This window comes from Priestia veravalensis (assembly GCF_001457055.1).
GTDB lineage: Bacteria > Bacillota > Bacilli > Bacillales > Bacillaceae_H > Priestia > Priestia flexa.
Genome location: NZ_KQ758700.1, coordinates 1 through 16,512 on the forward strand (window position 1 = coordinate 1; position 16,512 = coordinate 16,512).

Sequence of the window (16,512 nt, forward strand, 5' to 3'; positions counted from 1 at the left end):
GAACAGATATGAAACTGCGCTCCAGAATCAGAGTAATCATCTGGAAGCAATGGAAGGTACCGAAGAAACAAATCAAATCGCTAATTCAGCTAGGGATTCCGAAGGAAGAAGCGAAAGGATTAACCTACTGTCGAAAAGGTTACAGGTATATAGGGCTATCAAAAGTCGTCCAAAGAGCAATCTCAAACAAAAGACTAAAGCAGAGGGGAGTACCCTCTGCCCTAGAACGTTACTTAAAAGTACACACTGTAATATAAATTGAAACGCCGTATACGAGACCCGTACGTACGGTGTTGTGAGAGGGGCGAAAATAAGTTAATTTATTTTCCCTCTACTCGATTAGTTAATCGATTAAATCACAGACTGTTTACTATCATCTATGAATGTTTTCTTCTTCATTTTTGCTTTGCCACTCCATGATAAATTCGTCCACATACGAAGCAGCTGTTCTACAGGGGCGACTTTAAACTTACGTAAATAAAGCAAGCTGGAAACGAGCTGAATGAAATAGATTGTCGTACATAGTGCAATACCTTTAATCATGCCAAATGTTCCGAATTGTCCTAGGCCATATCCATAAAAAATAGTGGTGCAGATAACCGTTTGGAACAAGTAGATAAGCGTTGGTTTGAGAGAATGCTTGATAATATCATTTTTAATGGAATCAAGCATAACCCACCTCACATAACTATTAAGCTATCGATTTCTGTAGAAACAGAATTTATTTCTATAGAAGTGAAGGATGATGGAGTAGGTATGGATGAATCCGTACTAGAAAATCTTTTTGAGCGCTATTACCGAGGAACGAATACAAGTGAAAAAAAAGAAGGGTCAGGTCTTGGAATGGACATTGCCAAAGCGATTTGTGAGCTCCATGGTGGCCATATTGTTGTAAGGTCCGCCCCTGGTGTAGGGACCGCCATTACAATGAAGCTTCCAATCTTAAGATAGTTCCAAGAAAAGAGCATTGAAAATGCGTTGTTTTGACGCATTTTCAATGCTTTTCTTATGAATACTCACGTGAAGCATTGTATTTCAACGAATCAATAGTGTATCATAGGTGGGACTTCTATTGAAGATGAAACGGATGCTTTAGGCATTTATAATAGATGAACGACAAAGGAGAAAAGATATGAGTCAATTTATCGAACAGCTACAGCCGTTCTTGCAAGAAGCGTGGAAGAAGGCAGGCTTTGAACAAGCAATGGCTATTCAAACAAAAGCTATACCAGAAATTTTAAATAAAAGAGATGTAATGGGTGAGTCGCCAACAGGTACTGGGAAGACTCTTGCTTATTTACTTCCAATTTTACATGACCTTAAGCCAGGACCTTCTCATATTCAAGCGGTTATCTTAGCTTCTTCCCATGAACTTGTTATGCAGATTCATGGTGAGATTCAAACATGGGGCCAGGGAAGCGGAATTTCTAGCGCAGCGCTTATCGGTGGAGCAAACATTAAGCGTCAAGTTGAAAAGTTGAAAAAACGTCCTAACCTAATTGTTGGAACGCCTGGGCGCATTCAAGAGCTGATTAAAATGAAAAAAGTGAAGATGCACGAAGTAAAAACGATTGTCATTGATGAAGCTGACCAGCTGTTTGTACCTGAACATATTCAAACAGTACAAGGTATTGTTAAAATGGCCCCAAGTGATCGTCAGCTTCTCGTGTTTTCAGCAACGCTATCACAGCATACGCAAACATTAGCTCAGGAATTAATGAATGATCCTCTTTTCGTTCAAGTAACCCGAGATGAACTTCCTGCTCCAAAAGTTGAGCATATGTATATCGTAAGTGAAGGTCGAGATAAAGTAGAAGTACTTCGTAAGCTTGCGCATCAGGGACCAATGAAAGCTCTAGCTTTTTTCAAAGGGATTGAAACATTATCTATTTTTGAAGAAAAGCTAAAATTTAAAAAGCTGAACGTAGAATCGCTTCATAGTGAAACGCGAAAGCTTGATCGCTCAAAGGTGTTAACGTCATTTCGTAAAGGTGAGTTTCCAATCTTATTAGCAACGGACGTAGCTGCACGTGGTCTTGATATTAAAGAGCTTTCACATGTTATTCATGTGGATATTCCTCAAAGTGTTGAACAATATGTACACAGATCAGGGCGTACAGGAAGATCAGGAGCTGAAGGAACGGTCATTTCACTTGTAACGGAGCGTGAAGAGAGAGAACTAAAACAAATTGCTCGTGAGCTAAAGATTAAGCTGGTAAAGAAAGAACTATATATGGGTGAAATTGTAGCCGAAGGAACGAAGCAAGAGAAACGAGAGAGCTACAAACCAAGAAAGAAGACAAACAAAAAAACATATCAGCATAAACAGACTAAAAAGAAGTAATCCTTTTATTTCCCTCTTGAAAAGAATTTTTGTTGTGATAAAGTAATAAGAGTTTAAAAAGCAACGCCTACAAGCTAACGGGCGTTGTTTTATTTTGGGTAAAAAATCATATAGATACATTATCCTATTATTGAAAATAGTTTAAATGATGCATTTCGTTTTGGATAACCTTATTTTAACATTACTTTAAGAGACTTCTAATAATAAAGGAATAAGGACGTGGGATATTTTGATTGATGCAATGGATGACTTCTTTGGCGATATGGATCGTAATAGGAAGCGAATGGAATATAATCGAGATGTTGAAAAGCTTGAGCTGTATTTGGAGACGGTACAACAAATTATTAATCAATTTGAAGAAATGCTATATGCCCTTCAGAGTGCTCATCAACAGTATACTTCTGAATGGTCTGGCCGTTCGAAAGATTCTTACGAGAATGTTAATAATGAAATCCTACAGGCAGCTTATCGTTTATATGACGTTCGAGATGAGTTATATCGTTCATTGCATCACGAAATGTCAAGACTAAGAGAAGAAGCAGAGGCTATTTAGTAAACTTTTAATATAGGAAAATGGAAAATATCCATGGGAAAGAGGGTGTACAAATGGAAATTAAAGTGAACTTCGAAGACTTGGAGCGATTTTCAGAGCGCATTAAGCACTCGAGAGGAGAAGCGGATGATGCTTTGCAGCGTTTAAGTTGGGAATCTACGAATCTGCACTTTTTATCGGTAGCTAACGTTGAGTCTATTCTAAATTTGCAAGAGGAAATCCAGCAGATTATTGGGAAAATTGAATCATTAACTGAAAGTGCGTATACGCTCGTTAGCGAAACAGCTGAAAAACTAAAAGAAGCAGATGAGCTATCTGGCGGATGGACAGAATTTTGGAGCAACGTGTGGGATGGGGCTACAACAGGGGTTAAGGATACATGGGAAGGCGTTAAGTCTATTTCAGAGTGGGAAACCTTTGAAACAATGCGAGCTGAAATTACTCACCCTTTAGAGACGCTCGACATGATGTGGTCATCCCTTTCAAATTCATGGGAAGAAAAAGTAGCGCACGGTGATTTGCATACCCGTACAGAGTTTTTTACATACGGTGTTATTCAAATGGGTTTAAGCATATTAGGTGGTAAAGGCATTCAAAAAACAGAAGAAGGAACAAACGTAGCTCAGCATAGCGATTTTGCAGGGAATGAATGAAGTGATAAATATTGCGCTCTTTATGAAAAACCTTAACGTAGACAGATCGCTACGGTGTTACAAATAGAGAAACATGCGATTTAATTTATGAAAAATTTGTACAGCTTGAGGTGTGATAAGGTCAAATGAATAAACGAGGAACATACGGTTTGTACGAAAGGCAGTTAACTAGTCAACAGGCTTCTCGGATAAAACCATTTAACGACTTAGAAAATATACAGCATGGAACTGAAAAATATGGGTAGTTCTTTTAATGCCTTAGAAAAAGCTTTAATTGAAGCAATGAAAGATAATCGAGAAATTGGCCATTTTTATGAAGAGCTAATGAAAAGTGAACTGTTATGTATCGAAGTATCAGGAAATGAACAGTCTGTTGATTTTTACAAGCGTGTCCGAGTAATGGAAAAAAATCAAAAACTATATTTACCTGCCTTTTCATCTTATTATCCATTCCAAAAGATGCTATCAAAAGAGAAGGCTGCGGTCATTAAATTTTCTGATTTATTGCAAGAGATAAACGATAATACGGCGATTTTACTAAATCCAGATACTCCACTTTCGAAACTACTTATTCCAGAAGAGTTAAAAATGCTAAAAGAAAATAAGAATCTTTTTAACTATTTTTCATCGTAGTAGAAGCTAACAAATTTCATATTAATTGTTAGCTTTTTCTGTATGATAAATGAATATATTTCCAATATATAGGTATAATTGTCTCTGTTTATGCCATATTTACTGTGATAAAATTCATTGTTTTATGAGGTTTATTGTCATTTTTTAGGGGTATACGTAGATATATATTCTTATTTTTTCTAGTTTTTACAAGTTCTCTTTGACCTTCAACCCTATTTTTTCTTACAATTAAAGTAAATCTATAACGATACATAAGGAGAGAAATCGATGTCAGGAATCATTCGTGTTACTCCAGCAGAACTTCGTGAAATGGCTGCTCGCTATAATAATGAAAGTGGGCAAGTTCAAGACCTAGTTGGTCGCCTTGATATGATGAGAAATCAGTTACAAGATATGTGGGAAGGTTCTTCTAGCCAAGCATTTATCGCTCAATATGAAGAGCTAAAGCCATCTTTCGTAGAAATGTCGAATCTGTTAAACAAAATTGCTAAACAGCTTGATGATTCTGCAAACGTTCTTGAAGATACAGACAACCAAATCGCTAGCCAAATTCGCGGTTAACTTGCTCATATAGAGAGTGATAAGATAAAAAGAGCGCCCCATTTTTTTAGATGACGGCGCTTTTTCTATGTTTTGAGGTGAGATCATATGTATATTGAAGTGACCATCGATCTAAAACACTATACGGGTGAGCGGTTTGATTTAAGACTATCAGACTATCATTCTGTAAAAAAAGTGATTGAAATTGCATGGCAAGCTAAAAAAATTTCAAGCACACCAAAAGAAGGATATTGGGTTCGCGTTCCAAATAAAAACCTAGTATTTGCAGGCCATCAAAAACTAAATGAATGTGGCATTTCGAGCGGTGATTGCATTGAAATTCTTTGAAGGAGCTTACTAAAATGGCAGAAAAGAAACCAACTTACTTAGAAAGCTTATTGGAAGCGTCTATTATTCGTGACAAAGAAGAAGGCTATACATTTATCTTCCAAAAAGAAAAGATAAAGCTAAATGATGGCATAGAAGTTGATATGTTAAAAGAGATGCACTCGGACTTCACTCGTGAAATCATCGTAAGTGAAGACGAGCTTCACGTGAAAATTCAGCCATCAGAAGCGTTTGTTCCATTTTCTTTTTTTAAGAAAAAGACGGAAGAACAAAAGTGGCAGTTTGCTTATCAACTTGTAAAATCTATACAAAATCATAGTTTTACAAGGTTTCATCTTGTGGTTTGTCCAGAAAACTTAATGTTTGACGCAAGTTTAACACCTGCTTTCTTACACTATGGAATTAAAGAAAGCATTCCACCATATGAATATGATCCGGCTCGTGAGCTAGTGGAAGTAAAAGCGACAATTGCTTCACTTGTTGATTCCAAATATAGCTTTATTCAGTATTTAAAATTGCATGAAACGATTCAGCTATCAGAGGTTGCTTCTAAATTAATAAATGCTGACGACTTAAATGAGCTTTTAACTATTATTAGACAACAGCTAACGACAGTAGAAGAAGTGCGAAAAACAGTTGTAACCGTCCCGAAGAAAAAGTGGACCATCTTTCGCTTTACATCAATTGGCGTAACGGTGCTCTTAGTTCCTGCTTTAATTTATACGTTTTATTCCACGTTTTTCTTACAGCCAAAGCAAGAGGCATTCGTGAGTAGTAATGAAGCTTTTTTACAGCAAGAGTATAGTGGGGTTATTGAGCAGCTGGAAGATTATAAAGTAAAAGAAATGCCCAAAGTTGTTCAGTATGAGCTAGCTCTAGCTTATTTAACGAATGAGTCATTAAGTGAAGAACAAAAAGAAGTCATTCAAAATACGGTTACGCTTCAATCAGACGATAAATATTTAAGCTATTGGATTCATATCGGTCGAGGTGAAAATGAGCAGGCTTTAGAAGAAGCACGCTTATTAGAAGATCGAAGCTTGATTTTATACGGTCTTTATAAATATGAAAATCAGTTAAAAGCAGATGAAAGTCTTGCAAGCGATGAAAGAAAAGAGAAATTAGATCCAGTTCAAAGTGAAATTGAAGAGCTTGAATCACAGATTGAAGAAGAGGAAAAGCAAACTGAAGAGTCAGCTGAAAATGAGCAGCAGGAGAACCAAAAGCAGTCTGAGCCTGCAGATAATAAGCAGGAAGAAGATAATAAGCAGTCTGAAAAAGAAGTTGAGCAAAATAAAGATGACAAAGCAGATGAAAAGCCTGCTCCTAACTCAGATTCGTCGGATAAACCAGCATCCTAGGAGGTGGACAGATGAGCATTTTATGGGTTTTTAGCGGAACGACTTATCAGCAACTGCCGATTAACTTTGATAACTTTCGCCAAGCAACTGTAGGTAATAGTTCGAAAGAGACGGTGACTTTTTCTTCCTATCCATTTGAAAAAGGAGTCGTTACTATATCGACAACAGAAGATCAAAGAGTAGTTATTTCTCAAGGTGATAACGAACTGAGTCAACTGAGTTATTACGACTCTATCACCCTACAAGAAAGTAATCAAGAACTTCGATTTGTGCTGAGTCCTGCAAAGCTGCAGGAAGATACGTACTATATAGATTATTATCATGAGGTTAACTTCTCAACTGTTGACGAGACAGCAGATGTATATCAGCCCAACAAGAAGCTAGTTGTACATAATAGCAAGGAATTTTCTTTGCTGAAAGTTAAAGCAACATGGCGAATCCTTCCAAAAGATGGTGCCGTATTTGTAAACGGCCAGCGTATTTCAAGTGTGACCAAGCTGAAGCTTGGCGATGTGATTACCTGGGGTGCGGTTACAATTGAATTACTTGAACATGATTTATTAAAGGTTCATCGTTTTGATGAGTTTTTTACGAAGCTTCCTAAGTCGAAACAGCCTATTTCTGAAATGAAAAAAAAATATCCTGTTTATCGCCGTACGCCGCGGATGATTTATGAGCTGCCCGATGAAAAAGTGCATTTATCGTTCCCAGCTCAGGATGGCGATGATAACAACCGAAGCTTGTGGCTAACAATCTTGCCACCGCTTGTTATGCTTCTTGTTATGGGGACCGTAGCACTTATTCAACCGCGTGGAATCTTTATTATTATTTCTGTGATGATGTTTACGACGACGCTTGTTGTCTCAACAGTGCAATATTTCCGAGATAAAAAGCAGCGTAAAAAACGCCAAGAACGTCGTCGCCGTATTTACACGCAGTATTTAGAAAATAAGCGAACGGAGCTTCAGGAACTAGCTGAATCGCAAGGAAAAGTGCTTCATTACCATTTTCCAACGTTTGAGCGAATGAAGTATTTAACCAATCATATCTCTGACCGTATTTGGGAACGAACGCTAGATAGTAGCGATTTTCTTCAAATACGTCTTGGTACCGGGACAGTACCCTCTAGCTATGAAATTTCCTTAAATACAGGAGATATGGCTAATAGAGAAATTGACGATCTGCTTGAACAGTCCCAGCACATAGAAAAGGTATATCGTGAAGTTTCTCAGGCGCCAATCACTGCGAAGTTAGAAAACGGAGCCATTGGTTTAATTGGTAAATCGAAAACAGTTAAGCGTGAGCTTCATCAGTTAATTGGTCAGCTTGCTTTTGCTCATAGCTATCATGATGTTCGCTTTATCTTTATCTTTGATGAAAACGAATATAAGGATTGGGAATGGATGAAGTGGCTTCCGCATTTTCAACTGCCTCATTCGTTCGCCAAAGGCTTTATTTATAATGAAAAAACAAGAGACCAGCTTTTATCCTCTATTTATGAACTGTTGCGCGAAAGAGACTTGGATGAAGAGAAAGGCAACGGTGTGTTTTTACCTCACTTGGTATTCATTGTTACGAACCAACAGCTTATTACAGATCACGTAATCTTAGAATATCTAGAAGGGGAGCATCCGTATCTTGGCTTCTCTACAATCTTTGGAGCTGAAACAAAGGAAAGTTTATCGGATAATGTTCACACTCTTATTCGTTATATTAATGAACAAGAGGGAGACATTTTAATTCAAAAGAAAAAGGCAGTTAATATTTCATTTCAGCTTGATGAACACCGTAATGAGGATAATGAAGCGTTCGCTCGCATGCTGCGAACGCTAGATCATCAAATGGGAATGACTAACTCTATTCCAGACAGCGTGTCCTTTCTGGAGTTATTCCAAGCAAAGGAAGTGGCTGATCTGCCAATTGAGAGAAACTGGCATACGAATGAGTCGGCCAAGTCATTGGCTGTACCAATCGGTTTAAAAGGAAAAGAGGATCTGGTTGAGCTGAATCTACATGAAAAAGCGCACGGTCCACACGGGTTACTAGCTGGAACAACAGGTTCAGGTAAAAGTGAATTTTTACAAACGTATATCCTATCGTTAGCTGTCAATTTCCATCCTCATGAAGTCGCATTTTTATTGATTGACTACAAGGGTGGAGGAATGGCACAGCCGTTTAAGAATATGCCACATTTGCTTGGAACCATCACGAATATAGAAGGTAGTAAAAATTTCAGTACGCGTGCCTTGGCCTCCATTAAAAGTGAGTTGAAAAGACGCCAGCGCTTATTTGATCAGTACGAAGTTAATCACATAAATGACTATACAGACTTGTATAAGCAGAGAGCTGCTGAAGAGCCGCTGCCACACTTATTCTTAATATCAGACGAGTTTGCTGAATTAAAAAGTGAAGAGCCAGAATTTATTCGAGAGCTTGTCAGCGCCGCTCGTATTGGACGTAGCTTAGGCGTTCACTTGATCTTGGCCACACAAAAGCCAGGTGGAGTTATCGATGAGCAAATTTGGAGTAACGCAAGGTTTAAAGTAGCTCTAAAAGTACAAGACGCAACAGATAGTAAAGAGATTCTAAAAAATGCTGATGCGGCTTCGATTACGGTGACAGGTCGAGGTTATTTACAAGTTGGTAATAACGAAGTATACGAACTGTTCCAATCTGCTTGGAGCGGAGCACCATATCAACAAGATGATGTGTATGGAACGGAAGATGAAGTGGCCATCGTAACAGACTTAGGGCTAATTCCACTCTCTGACGTATCATCACAGCAAACGAAAAGGAAAAGTGCTCAGCCGGAAATCGCCGTGATTGTAGAAAGAATTGAAGAAGTTCAACATAGTTTAGGAATTAATCGATTAAGAAGCCCATGGCTCCCTCCGCTAGAAAATCGTTTATATCGCTCTGCTTTCCAAACAGGAGAGAGGGAGAAATTCTATATTGGCCTTGTAGATGAGCCTGAAAAACAAAGCCAAACGCCATATGCATACGAAATGATGGAAGATGGCAATATCGGCGTATTTGGTTCATCGGGCTATGGAAAATCATTCACTGCGATGACGCTTATGCTTAGCTTCGCTGAGCGCTATCAGCCAGATGAGCTACACTACTATATCTTTGATTTTGGAAATGGTACGCTGCTTCCATTACGCCAGCTTCCGCACACTGCTGATTATTTCTTAATGGATGAAGGACGTAAGATTGAAAAGTTCATGAAGATTATTAAGCACGAGCTATCCGAGCGCAAGCAGCTATTCCAAGACACAGAGGTTAGCAATATAAAGATGTATAACCGAATTGCTCAAGAGAAGCTTCCGCTTATCTTTATCACGATTGATAATTTTGATCTTGTAAAAGAAGAAATGCAAGATTTAGAGATGCAATTTACGCAGCTTGTCCGTGACGGCCAGTCGCTTGGCGTATATATGATTTTTACGGCAACGCGAATTAACTCTGTGCGCCAGTCGCTTATGAATAACTTAAAAACCAAGGTTGTTCACTATTTAATGGATAGCTCAGAATCATACACAATCTTAGGACGCATTCCTTATGCTCTAGAAGCAATACCTGGTCGTGCGGTTATTAAAACGGATACGTCTTATTTTTCACAGATGTTCCTGCCCGCTGAAGGTGAGGATGACTTCGCGATTCTTGATAACATCAAAAATCAAGTTCAGGTTCTGAAAGAGAAATATGCAGGTATTGAATTACCAGAACAAGTGCCAATGTTACAACCTAAACTTGTACTGCATGAGTTTATGACGGATCACCGTATCGTACGAGAAAGTGGTGTTATTCCGCTCGGATTAGATGAAGAGTTTGTTCGTCCAGTGCACTTAAACTTAATGAAGAACAAACATTGTCTCGTGCTGGGGCCGACACAAAAAGGAAAAACAAACGTCCTTAAAGTGATGCTACAAACATCTCTTGCGCAGGGGATTCGTCAAATTGGTTTATTTGATGCAATCGATCGTGGCCTTTCATCTTATGCCACGGAAGATGAAATTGTATACATTGAGACGAAAGAGCAAATTATGCAGTGGATAGAAGGAGCGGAAGCAAAGCTGCAAAAACGAGAAGAGCGCTATTTAGAAGCCATTCATGATGGAACCGTTGGTGACTTAACATTTACACCAATACTTCTTATGATTGATGGGTTTGGACGATTTCAGCAAACCATTGATACCTTGATGCAAGATCGCATTACAAAGCTTATTAAAAACTATAGTCATGTTGGCTTTAATATTGTTGCATCAGGAAGTCAAAATGACTTCTCTAAAGGCTTTGATGTGTTAACCACTGAAATGAAGCAAATACGCCAAGCCGTTTTATTAATGAAAAAATCAGAGCAAAACCTGATTAACCTAAACTATGATCGCAAAGAAGCAGATGTAAACCCAGGGTTTGGATATTACGTAAAAGACAATAAAGCGACGCGTATTCAAATTCCCTTATGTATGAGTGAAAGGAAGGTTCTAATATGACGGAACAGCGAAAATATACGCTTAAAGTAATCGTAGCTGTCATTTTCATCTTAGGGTTTCCTTCCCTTTTCTTTCAATATATTGGCGATAACCCACTGAAAGTAACTGAAAATGCAACAAGAACCATCGCTGTTGTAAATGAAGATATTGGTGTGGAGGAAGAAAAAGGTGAAGAGCCTATTCGTTTTGGACAACGAGTGGCAGCCATATTAGATAAGGATTCAGATTACGATTGGACGGTCCTAAGTCGAAGCGCAGCTACAAATGGATTACAAAGTGGTAAATACGATGCGGTAATTTATATTCCATCGAACTTCTCAGAGAATATTTTGACGTATGACCAAGAGAAACCTCAGAAAGCCACTTTCCAATATAAAGTTCAAAATCAATTGAATGCAGTTAACAAAGAAAAAGTCGTTCGTGAGCTAGAGGATGCGACGGCCAAAGTAAACAATGATATGTCTTCTCTTTATTGGAGCTATGTATCGCAAGAAGTTGAAAAGGTTAGAGGTCAGTTTGATAAAATTTTAGAAAAAGAGATTGCTTTCCAAAACACAATGGTAGCTTTCTATAAACCTAATTCTAAAAATCTAGCTGGTGAAATTGATGACCAAAAGAAAATTCTTGAGCAAATTCAAACAAATGTAAAAAGTGCGGAAGAAGGCTCAAGTGAACGTAAAAATGATGTGCAGCAGGTTGAAGAAAACCTGACAAATTTTATTAAATACGTTGAAGAATACAAAATGTACCAAGAAAAGCAAAAAGAAATGCTGTTAAAAGCTCAAACGGAAAGTGTGGGCGATATTCAAGAAGGAATCGCGATGATTTCTGAAGGACAAAACGGCGATCGCGAGCAGTTTGAAAGTGAAGCAGGGAAAGTGTTTGGGAAGCTTTCAAACGTTCAGCAGCAAATCGATGAAAACAAGCAAATTGCTGATAATCTGCAGGAAGCGACAGAAGATAAAACGTCTGGACAGCAGGACGAACTCAATCGTTTAAATCAGGATTTACTCAGCCAGTACAGCCAAGTAACTGAGCAAACAACGCTAAACGAAGTACAAAGCAAGCTGTCCACGCTTCGAAAAGAGCTAGAGATAGCACCTTCAAAAGAAGAAGAGGGTGAGACCTTACCACCAATAGAAGATAATCCGGTAATTCCAGAAGAAGAAGAGGGTGAGACGCCGTCAGAAACTGGCGAAGAGTCTCCTACAACAGTCCCTGTTGACTTAGAGAGTCAACGTCAACAGCTTCAAGGGATGAAGAACGACCTTCAAGCGTGGAGTGAGAATCTTGCTGCTTTACCAGAAGAAGAGCAAAATGAAGGTGTGGCCGATACGCAACAAAAGATTGCAGACTTTTCTACACGCTTACAAGGTGTAAGTGACCAGTTGGAAAACGTAACGGTTGAAGTTCCCTCATCAAACAACAATGACAATGACGGAAAAGAAGAACTTCAAAAGCAAATTCAAGAGCTGTTAGCTGTCAACGAAGCGCTAAGAGAACGCGTAGCGCAGTTAGAAGAAATCAATAATCAGCCTAATGGTGACGTGCAAACCGTTGTTAGCATGATTACTGATAAAGAAGATAAAATTTTATCCTCAAGTCAGCTATCTGAAAGCAGAAAACAAAAGTTGGCTGAACTATTTGCTTCAGGTATTCAAACAGAGAATATGTCAAAGCTTCTCCAATATTATGGAGATCTTTCACAGTATGAGTTAGCCTTAAGTCGAGGAAGTAATGAAGATCTTCAAGACGCTGTGCTGCAAAATGAAGGCACGCGTCAGCGCATTCAAGCAATTCTTTACGGAGATGAGCAGCCAAGCGTTATTCGCAAGCAGCTGCAAAATAACTTATTATCAACAGCAGAAGGAATAGATTCATTCTCTTCATCTATTCAACAGTTTACTGATTCTTATGGCCAGCTAATTGAAGGGGAGCAAGCATCTATTGTTGAAAGCTTATCAGCTCTTCAAGAAAAGGCAGGATCAATGAATGAAACGCTTCAAAGCGTAGCTTCTGAAAGTGCAGTTGAAGCTCCAACACAAGAGAATGCAGACGTTTCAAGTCTTATTACTCTTCAAAAGAGTATGGGTCAAGAGCTAAAAGGAATGAATGATTTGATTTCAACTCTTGGTGAACGTCAATCAAGCGTTGTAGAGTATACGGGTGAACTGCAGGAGAAAGTTAACGAAGTACAGGATCAAGCGGATACGCTTAATAACAAATGGTCACAAAACGTAGATTCAACGAAGCTTGTGCGTGGCCAAGTATATCGTCTATTAAACAACACGTTAGTAGATGGCCAAAACAATGATTATGTCTATGACTACCTTGCAAATCCGCTACAGGTAAGCGGTGAGGTACCAGCAGAAAAGACAAAGACTGTTCCACCTGTTGTACTTCTTGTTATTATCCTTATCAGCAGTTTATTAATAGGATACTTTAGTCACTACTACAAAAACGCGCCTCTTCTTGTAAGAGGATCACTATTCGGACTACTGGTGATGATTGTTGGTTTAATGATTAGTACATTCAGCTTAAATATTTACTCACTGTCAGGAGAAAGAGCAATGGAATGGTCTATCTTCACGATTGTACTATTACTATTAGCTTCAACTCTTGTAAGAGGAGCCTTCTTAATCGGTAATTTCGTAGGTTGGATTGCAACAGTGCTGATGATTTTATTCTTTATCACGCCGCTATTAAATCTAGCAATGCCAAACTTCAATTACGAAGATCCGGTTTCAAAAGTATATATGTCAATTCAGTACGAAACGACTTCTCTATTTGCAGAAGCGACTACTATTCTGCTTGGACTAACTGCTGTGTTAACGGTTATTCCGTTTATCATTCGTATGCTGACATCTAAGGATAAACAAGCAGAGAGTGATGAAACGTATGAAGCATAATATGATAGGAAGAATCGCACTTTTAGCGGTTCTTCTCTTTCTATCTACTTCAAACGTATACGCAGCGAATGACACGCAAACACAGGTGCAAGATCTAGCACCCAATATTTTTCAAGATGAGCAAATAAAGCTCAATCCCGATTCTCTTGGTCAAACGAAAAGAGAAGTAGAAAACATTCCTGAGGAAATAAGAGGAATCCCATTTACTGATGAAGAGAAAAAGCCTTCGTTAAAAAGCTCTTTATTTTTAAATGATTCAACAACAAACCACTCCATTCAATCTCAAGTTAATAAATATGGTTTGTTCACTTCAACTGAGTCACCTGTTCAGTCTTCCTCAGTACAAGATGTACCGGAGGAAACAGGATTAAAACTACAGTGGGTGTATATATTGTTGATTGGAATTGGATTAGTTTTATTATTTACGGTGCTTATTCCAAAGCTAAAACCAGCTCAGATAAATGGGCAGAATGAATAAAAGACGCCGCGTTCTTTTATTAAGAACGCGGCGTCTTTTCATTTATAAATTAATCTCGCAAGCGGCTAAATCCTTCATCCATTAGATAGTCTTCTGCTTCTTCATATGATTCAAACGCAGCTTCTAAATTCAATCCAGCATAAATGTTCCATAGTGAATCTTCATGTACCAGTAATAACGTAGCTCCTTCGGGACCGTGCCAGCGCTGCTCGCGGCCGTCTCCGATTACAGCTTCTTCAATCATTTCGTGCTCAGGGCGGTGAGAAAGACTATTGATTGACTGCTCGATAATTGTACGCAGCTCTTCCTGTGAAAACTCACGGATATTCACAAGGCCTTTATCATTTGTGTCATAGCCAGAAAGGTGACCAGCGTATACAAATCCGTTTCCATTTGGGTGCAAGTGATACACCACATTCTTTTTATCATAAACACTTTCATTGTATTGAAAATTTACGCGTCCAAGCGAAACGTCTTTACGCTCTAGTTCAGAGAAAGATGTAATAACGGATAGTTTTTCGTCAAAAGTAAGCATTCAGTAACCTCATTTCAAATTAGACTGTCTAGTCTATGATTTCTATATTCGGTTGATTATATCACACTTCATTTGGAAGAAGCAGACCTTTTCTATGAGAAGAAAGACTTGTAAAGAAGATTGATTCCTTTTCCCTAGAAAATTTAACAAATTCCTACAAAAATTTTAACGTTTGAAAACTATAATAAAAAGAGTCAAATAATAATTCCATAGGGGGAAATGATGTTGAAGAAAAGTTCTGCTCCTTTGTACAAGGTGTTGTTTCTAGTTACTTTATTAGTAGCGCTAGTTATTAGCGGCTTGCCACTGCAGCACCCGAAAGCTGCAACTGCAATCAGCGTTTCACAAGCCATTTCGTCGCAAAATAATTCCATTCAAACGGTAGAAGGATACGTTGTGGGGCAACCAACTGGCACCACTACAGTTGTAACGAGTAATTATCCAAACGACTATGCACTAGCAATTGCGGATACGCCAACTGAAACTAATCCATCTAAAATGCTTTATGTTCAAATCTCGTCTACGTTTCGTTCAGGATTTGGACTACAAACAAATCCAACGCTAAAAGGAAAACAAATTGCAGCGACTGGAAACTTAACAGCTTATTTTTCACACCCAGGCTTAAAAAATGTAACGATGATGTCAAAGGAAACAAGCGGCACGCCGGATCCAACTGAACCAACAAATCCACCCGCTTCATCTGTTGAAGAGTATTATTCACCTGCTGAAGGAAAAACGGGGACTGAATTAAAATCAGCATTACATAACATCATTGACGATCATACTGAAATTTCATACTCAGCAGTATGGGATGCACTTCGTAAAACAGATGAAGATCCTACTAATTCTAATAATATTATCTTACTTTATACAGGGCGTTCTCAAGGGAAGTTTACAAACGGATCAGGTTCAAATGATTGGAACCGAGAACACGTTTGGGCAAAGTCGCATGGAGATTTTGGAACATCAATGGGAGCAGGAACTGATATTCACCATTTACGTCCAACGGATATGTCAGTTAACAGTACGCGTAATAATTTAGATTTTGATAACGGTGGCAAAGAGCATACTGAAGCGCTTGGCAACTACTATGATAGTGACTCTTGGGAGCCTCGCGATGAGGTAAAAGGTGACGTGGCCCGTATGCTATTTTATATGGCTGTTCGTTATGAAGGTGATGTAAGCGATGAGCCGGATTTAGAGTTGAATAATGTGGTAAACAACGGAAGTGCTCCGTACCATGGTAAGCTGTCAGTGTTGTTACAGTGGCATCAACAGGATCCTGTAGACGCTTCTGAGCGACGTCGTAATGAGATTATTTACTCAGATTATCAGCATAACCGAAATCCATTTATTGACCACCCTGAATGGGTAAGCGCTATTTGGAATTAATAAGATAAGAAAGAGACTGAGACATAAGTAGTTCAGCCTCTACTATACCTGAACGACTGAGAGTTCATAACTTTTAATCGTTCAGGTTTTTTGGTTGATTGTGAAAACAATGTTGGAAACAGGGTGGAATGGAGCGAGTGACCGTAGCGCAATGGAACGAACGTGTTGAGACAAATTGGATCGGCTATACTTAGTTAGACAGAAATTTTAAGGTCAAGTAGAATTAACTATACTAATCAGTTATGAGGAGAATCTACATGACAAAAAAAG

General features: G+C 38.6%; 14 protein-coding genes and 1 pseudogene. 13 read left to right on the plus strand and 2 right to left on the minus strand.

Going from position 1 to position 16,512, the window contains the following annotated elements:
- Window positions 1–257: pseudogene (locus tag AS180_RS23675) on the plus strand (group II intron reverse transcriptase/maturase); the annotation flags it as partial.
- A 94-nt stretch (window positions 258–351) separates the two neighbouring features.
- On the opposite strand, the gene AS180_RS21875 reads toward AS180_RS23675, so the two are convergent.
- Window positions 352–672 (minus strand): DUF418 domain-containing protein, encoded by a 321-nt coding sequence (locus AS180_RS21875; protein WP_082636415.1) that lies wholly within the window; start codon window positions 670–672, stop codon window positions 352–354.
- Between AS180_RS21875 and AS180_RS18650 the strand changes: the two genes are divergently transcribed.
- The 11 genes from AS180_RS18650 (at window position 604) to essA (ending at window position 14,315) form a co-directional block, all read left to right on the plus strand.
- On the plus strand, window positions 604–951 hold the full coding sequence (locus tag AS180_RS18650; RefSeq protein ID WP_062687292.1) for a sensor histidine kinase: 348 nt from the start codon (window positions 604–606) through the stop codon (window positions 949–951). The two genes, AS180_RS21875 and AS180_RS18650, sit on opposite strands and share 69 nt — an antisense overlap.
- Window positions 952–1,132: 181 nt before the next feature.
- Window positions 1,133–2,344: a DEAD/DEAH box helicase gene (locus AS180_RS18655; protein WP_062687293.1), complete on the plus strand. Its 1,212-nt coding sequence runs from the start codon at window positions 1,133–1,135 to the stop codon at window positions 2,342–2,344.
- A 229-nt stretch (window positions 2,345–2,573) separates the two neighbouring features.
- Window positions 2,574–2,897, plus strand: a complete 324-nt coding sequence (locus AS180_RS18660) for a WXG100 family type VII secretion target (protein ID WP_224840340.1) — start codon at window positions 2,574–2,576, stop codon at window positions 2,895–2,897.
- 53 nt (window positions 2,898–2,950) lie between these two features.
- On the plus strand, window positions 2,951–3,550 hold the full coding sequence (locus AS180_RS18665; protein WP_062687294.1) for a hypothetical protein: 600 nt from the start codon (window positions 2,951–2,953) through the stop codon (window positions 3,548–3,550).
- Between the two features lie 237 nt (window positions 3,551–3,787).
- Window positions 3,788–4,183: an SseB family protein gene (locus tag AS180_RS18670; RefSeq protein WP_061785865.1), complete on the plus strand. Its 396-nt coding sequence runs from the start codon at window positions 3,788–3,790 to the stop codon at window positions 4,181–4,183.
- 267 nt (window positions 4,184–4,450) lie between these two features.
- Entirely contained in the window at window positions 4,451–4,744 is a 294-nt protein-coding gene (locus AS180_RS18675) for a WXG100 family type VII secretion target (RefSeq protein WP_025907560.1), read from the plus strand.
- 87 nt (window positions 4,745–4,831) lie between these two features.
- The gene (locus AS180_RS18680; protein WP_025907558.1) at window positions 4,832–5,071 is read left to right on the plus strand and encodes an ESX secretion system protein YukD; all 240 of its coding nucleotides are present in this window, start codon (window positions 4,832–4,834) and stop codon (window positions 5,069–5,071) included.
- A gap of 14 nt (window positions 5,072–5,085) precedes the next feature.
- Window positions 5,086–6,432, plus strand: a complete 1,347-nt coding sequence (gene essB, locus AS180_RS18685) for a type VII secretion protein EssB (protein WP_062687295.1) — start codon at window positions 5,086–5,088, stop codon at window positions 6,430–6,432.
- Between the two features lie 11 nt (window positions 6,433–6,443).
- Complete coding sequence (essC, locus tag AS180_RS18690) at window positions 6,444–10,928, plus strand: type VII secretion protein EssC (protein ID WP_062687296.1); 4,485 nt, start codon at window positions 6,444–6,446, stop codon at window positions 10,926–10,928.
- The gene (gene esaA, locus AS180_RS18695; RefSeq protein WP_062687297.1) at window positions 10,925–13,837 is read left to right on the plus strand and encodes a type VII secretion protein EsaA; all 2,913 of its coding nucleotides are present in this window, start codon (window positions 10,925–10,927) and stop codon (window positions 13,835–13,837) included. The genes essC and esaA overlap by 4 nt, the downstream gene beginning before the upstream one ends.
- Window positions 13,818–14,315: a type VII secretion protein EssA gene (essA, locus tag AS180_RS18700; protein ID WP_025907549.1), complete on the plus strand. Its 498-nt coding sequence runs from the start codon at window positions 13,818–13,820 to the stop codon at window positions 14,313–14,315. The genes esaA and essA overlap by 20 nt, the downstream gene beginning before the upstream one ends.
- A 49-nt stretch (window positions 14,316–14,364) precedes the next feature.
- Here essA and AS180_RS18705 read toward each other — a convergent pair whose 3' ends face one another.
- A complete protein-coding gene (locus AS180_RS18705; protein ID WP_025907547.1) occupies window positions 14,365–14,850 on the minus strand; it encodes a hypothetical protein in 486 nt (161 codons plus the stop codon).
- Window positions 14,851–15,072: 222 nt separating this feature from the next.
- Here AS180_RS18705 and AS180_RS18710 point away from each other — a divergent pair, with 222 nt between their 5' ends.
- Window positions 15,073–16,242 carry an endonuclease gene (locus tag AS180_RS18710; RefSeq protein ID WP_062687298.1) on the plus strand — a complete coding sequence of 390 codons (1,170 nt, stop codon included), beginning with the start codon at window positions 15,073–15,075 and terminating at the stop codon, window positions 16,240–16,242.
- Window positions 16,243–16,512 lie beyond the last annotated feature (270 nt).

Bases quoted from the DNA above. Each gene is read 5' to 3' on its own strand.
- AS180_RS21875 (WP_082636415.1), bottom strand. From the start codon at position 672: ATGCTTGATTCCATTAAAAATGATATTATCAAGCATTCTCTCAAACCA.
- AS180_RS18655 (WP_062687293.1), top strand. From the start codon at position 1,133: ATGAGTCAATTTATCGAACAGCTACAGCCGTTCTTGCAAGAAGCGTGG.
- AS180_RS18665 (WP_062687294.1), top strand. From the start codon at position 2,951: ATGGAAATTAAAGTGAACTTCGAAGACTTGGAGCGATTTTCAGAGCGC.
- AS180_RS18670 (WP_061785865.1), top strand. From the start codon at position 3,788: ATGGGTAGTTCTTTTAATGCCTTAGAAAAAGCTTTAATTGAAGCAATG.
- AS180_RS18675 (WP_025907560.1), top strand. From the start codon at position 4,451: ATGTCAGGAATCATTCGTGTTACTCCAGCAGAACTTCGTGAAATGGCT.
- AS180_RS18680 (WP_025907558.1), top strand. From the start codon at position 4,832: ATGTATATTGAAGTGACCATCGATCTAAAACACTATACGGGTGAGCGG.
- essB (WP_062687295.1), top strand. From the start codon at position 5,086: ATGGCAGAAAAGAAACCAACTTACTTAGAAAGCTTATTGGAAGCGTCT.
- essC (WP_062687296.1), top strand. From the start codon at position 6,444: ATGAGCATTTTATGGGTTTTTAGCGGAACGACTTATCAGCAACTGCCG.
- esaA (WP_062687297.1), top strand. From the start codon at position 10,925: ATGACGGAACAGCGAAAATATACGCTTAAAGTAATCGTAGCTGTCATT.
- essA (WP_025907549.1), top strand. From the start codon at position 13,818: ATGAAACGTATGAAGCATAATATGATAGGAAGAATCGCACTTTTAGCG.
- AS180_RS18705 (WP_025907547.1), bottom strand. From the start codon at position 14,850: ATGCTTACTTTTGACGAAAAACTATCCGTTATTACATCTTTCTCTGAA.
- AS180_RS18710 (WP_062687298.1), top strand. From the start codon at position 15,073: ATGTTGAAGAAAAGTTCTGCTCCTTTGTACAAGGTGTTGTTTCTAGTT.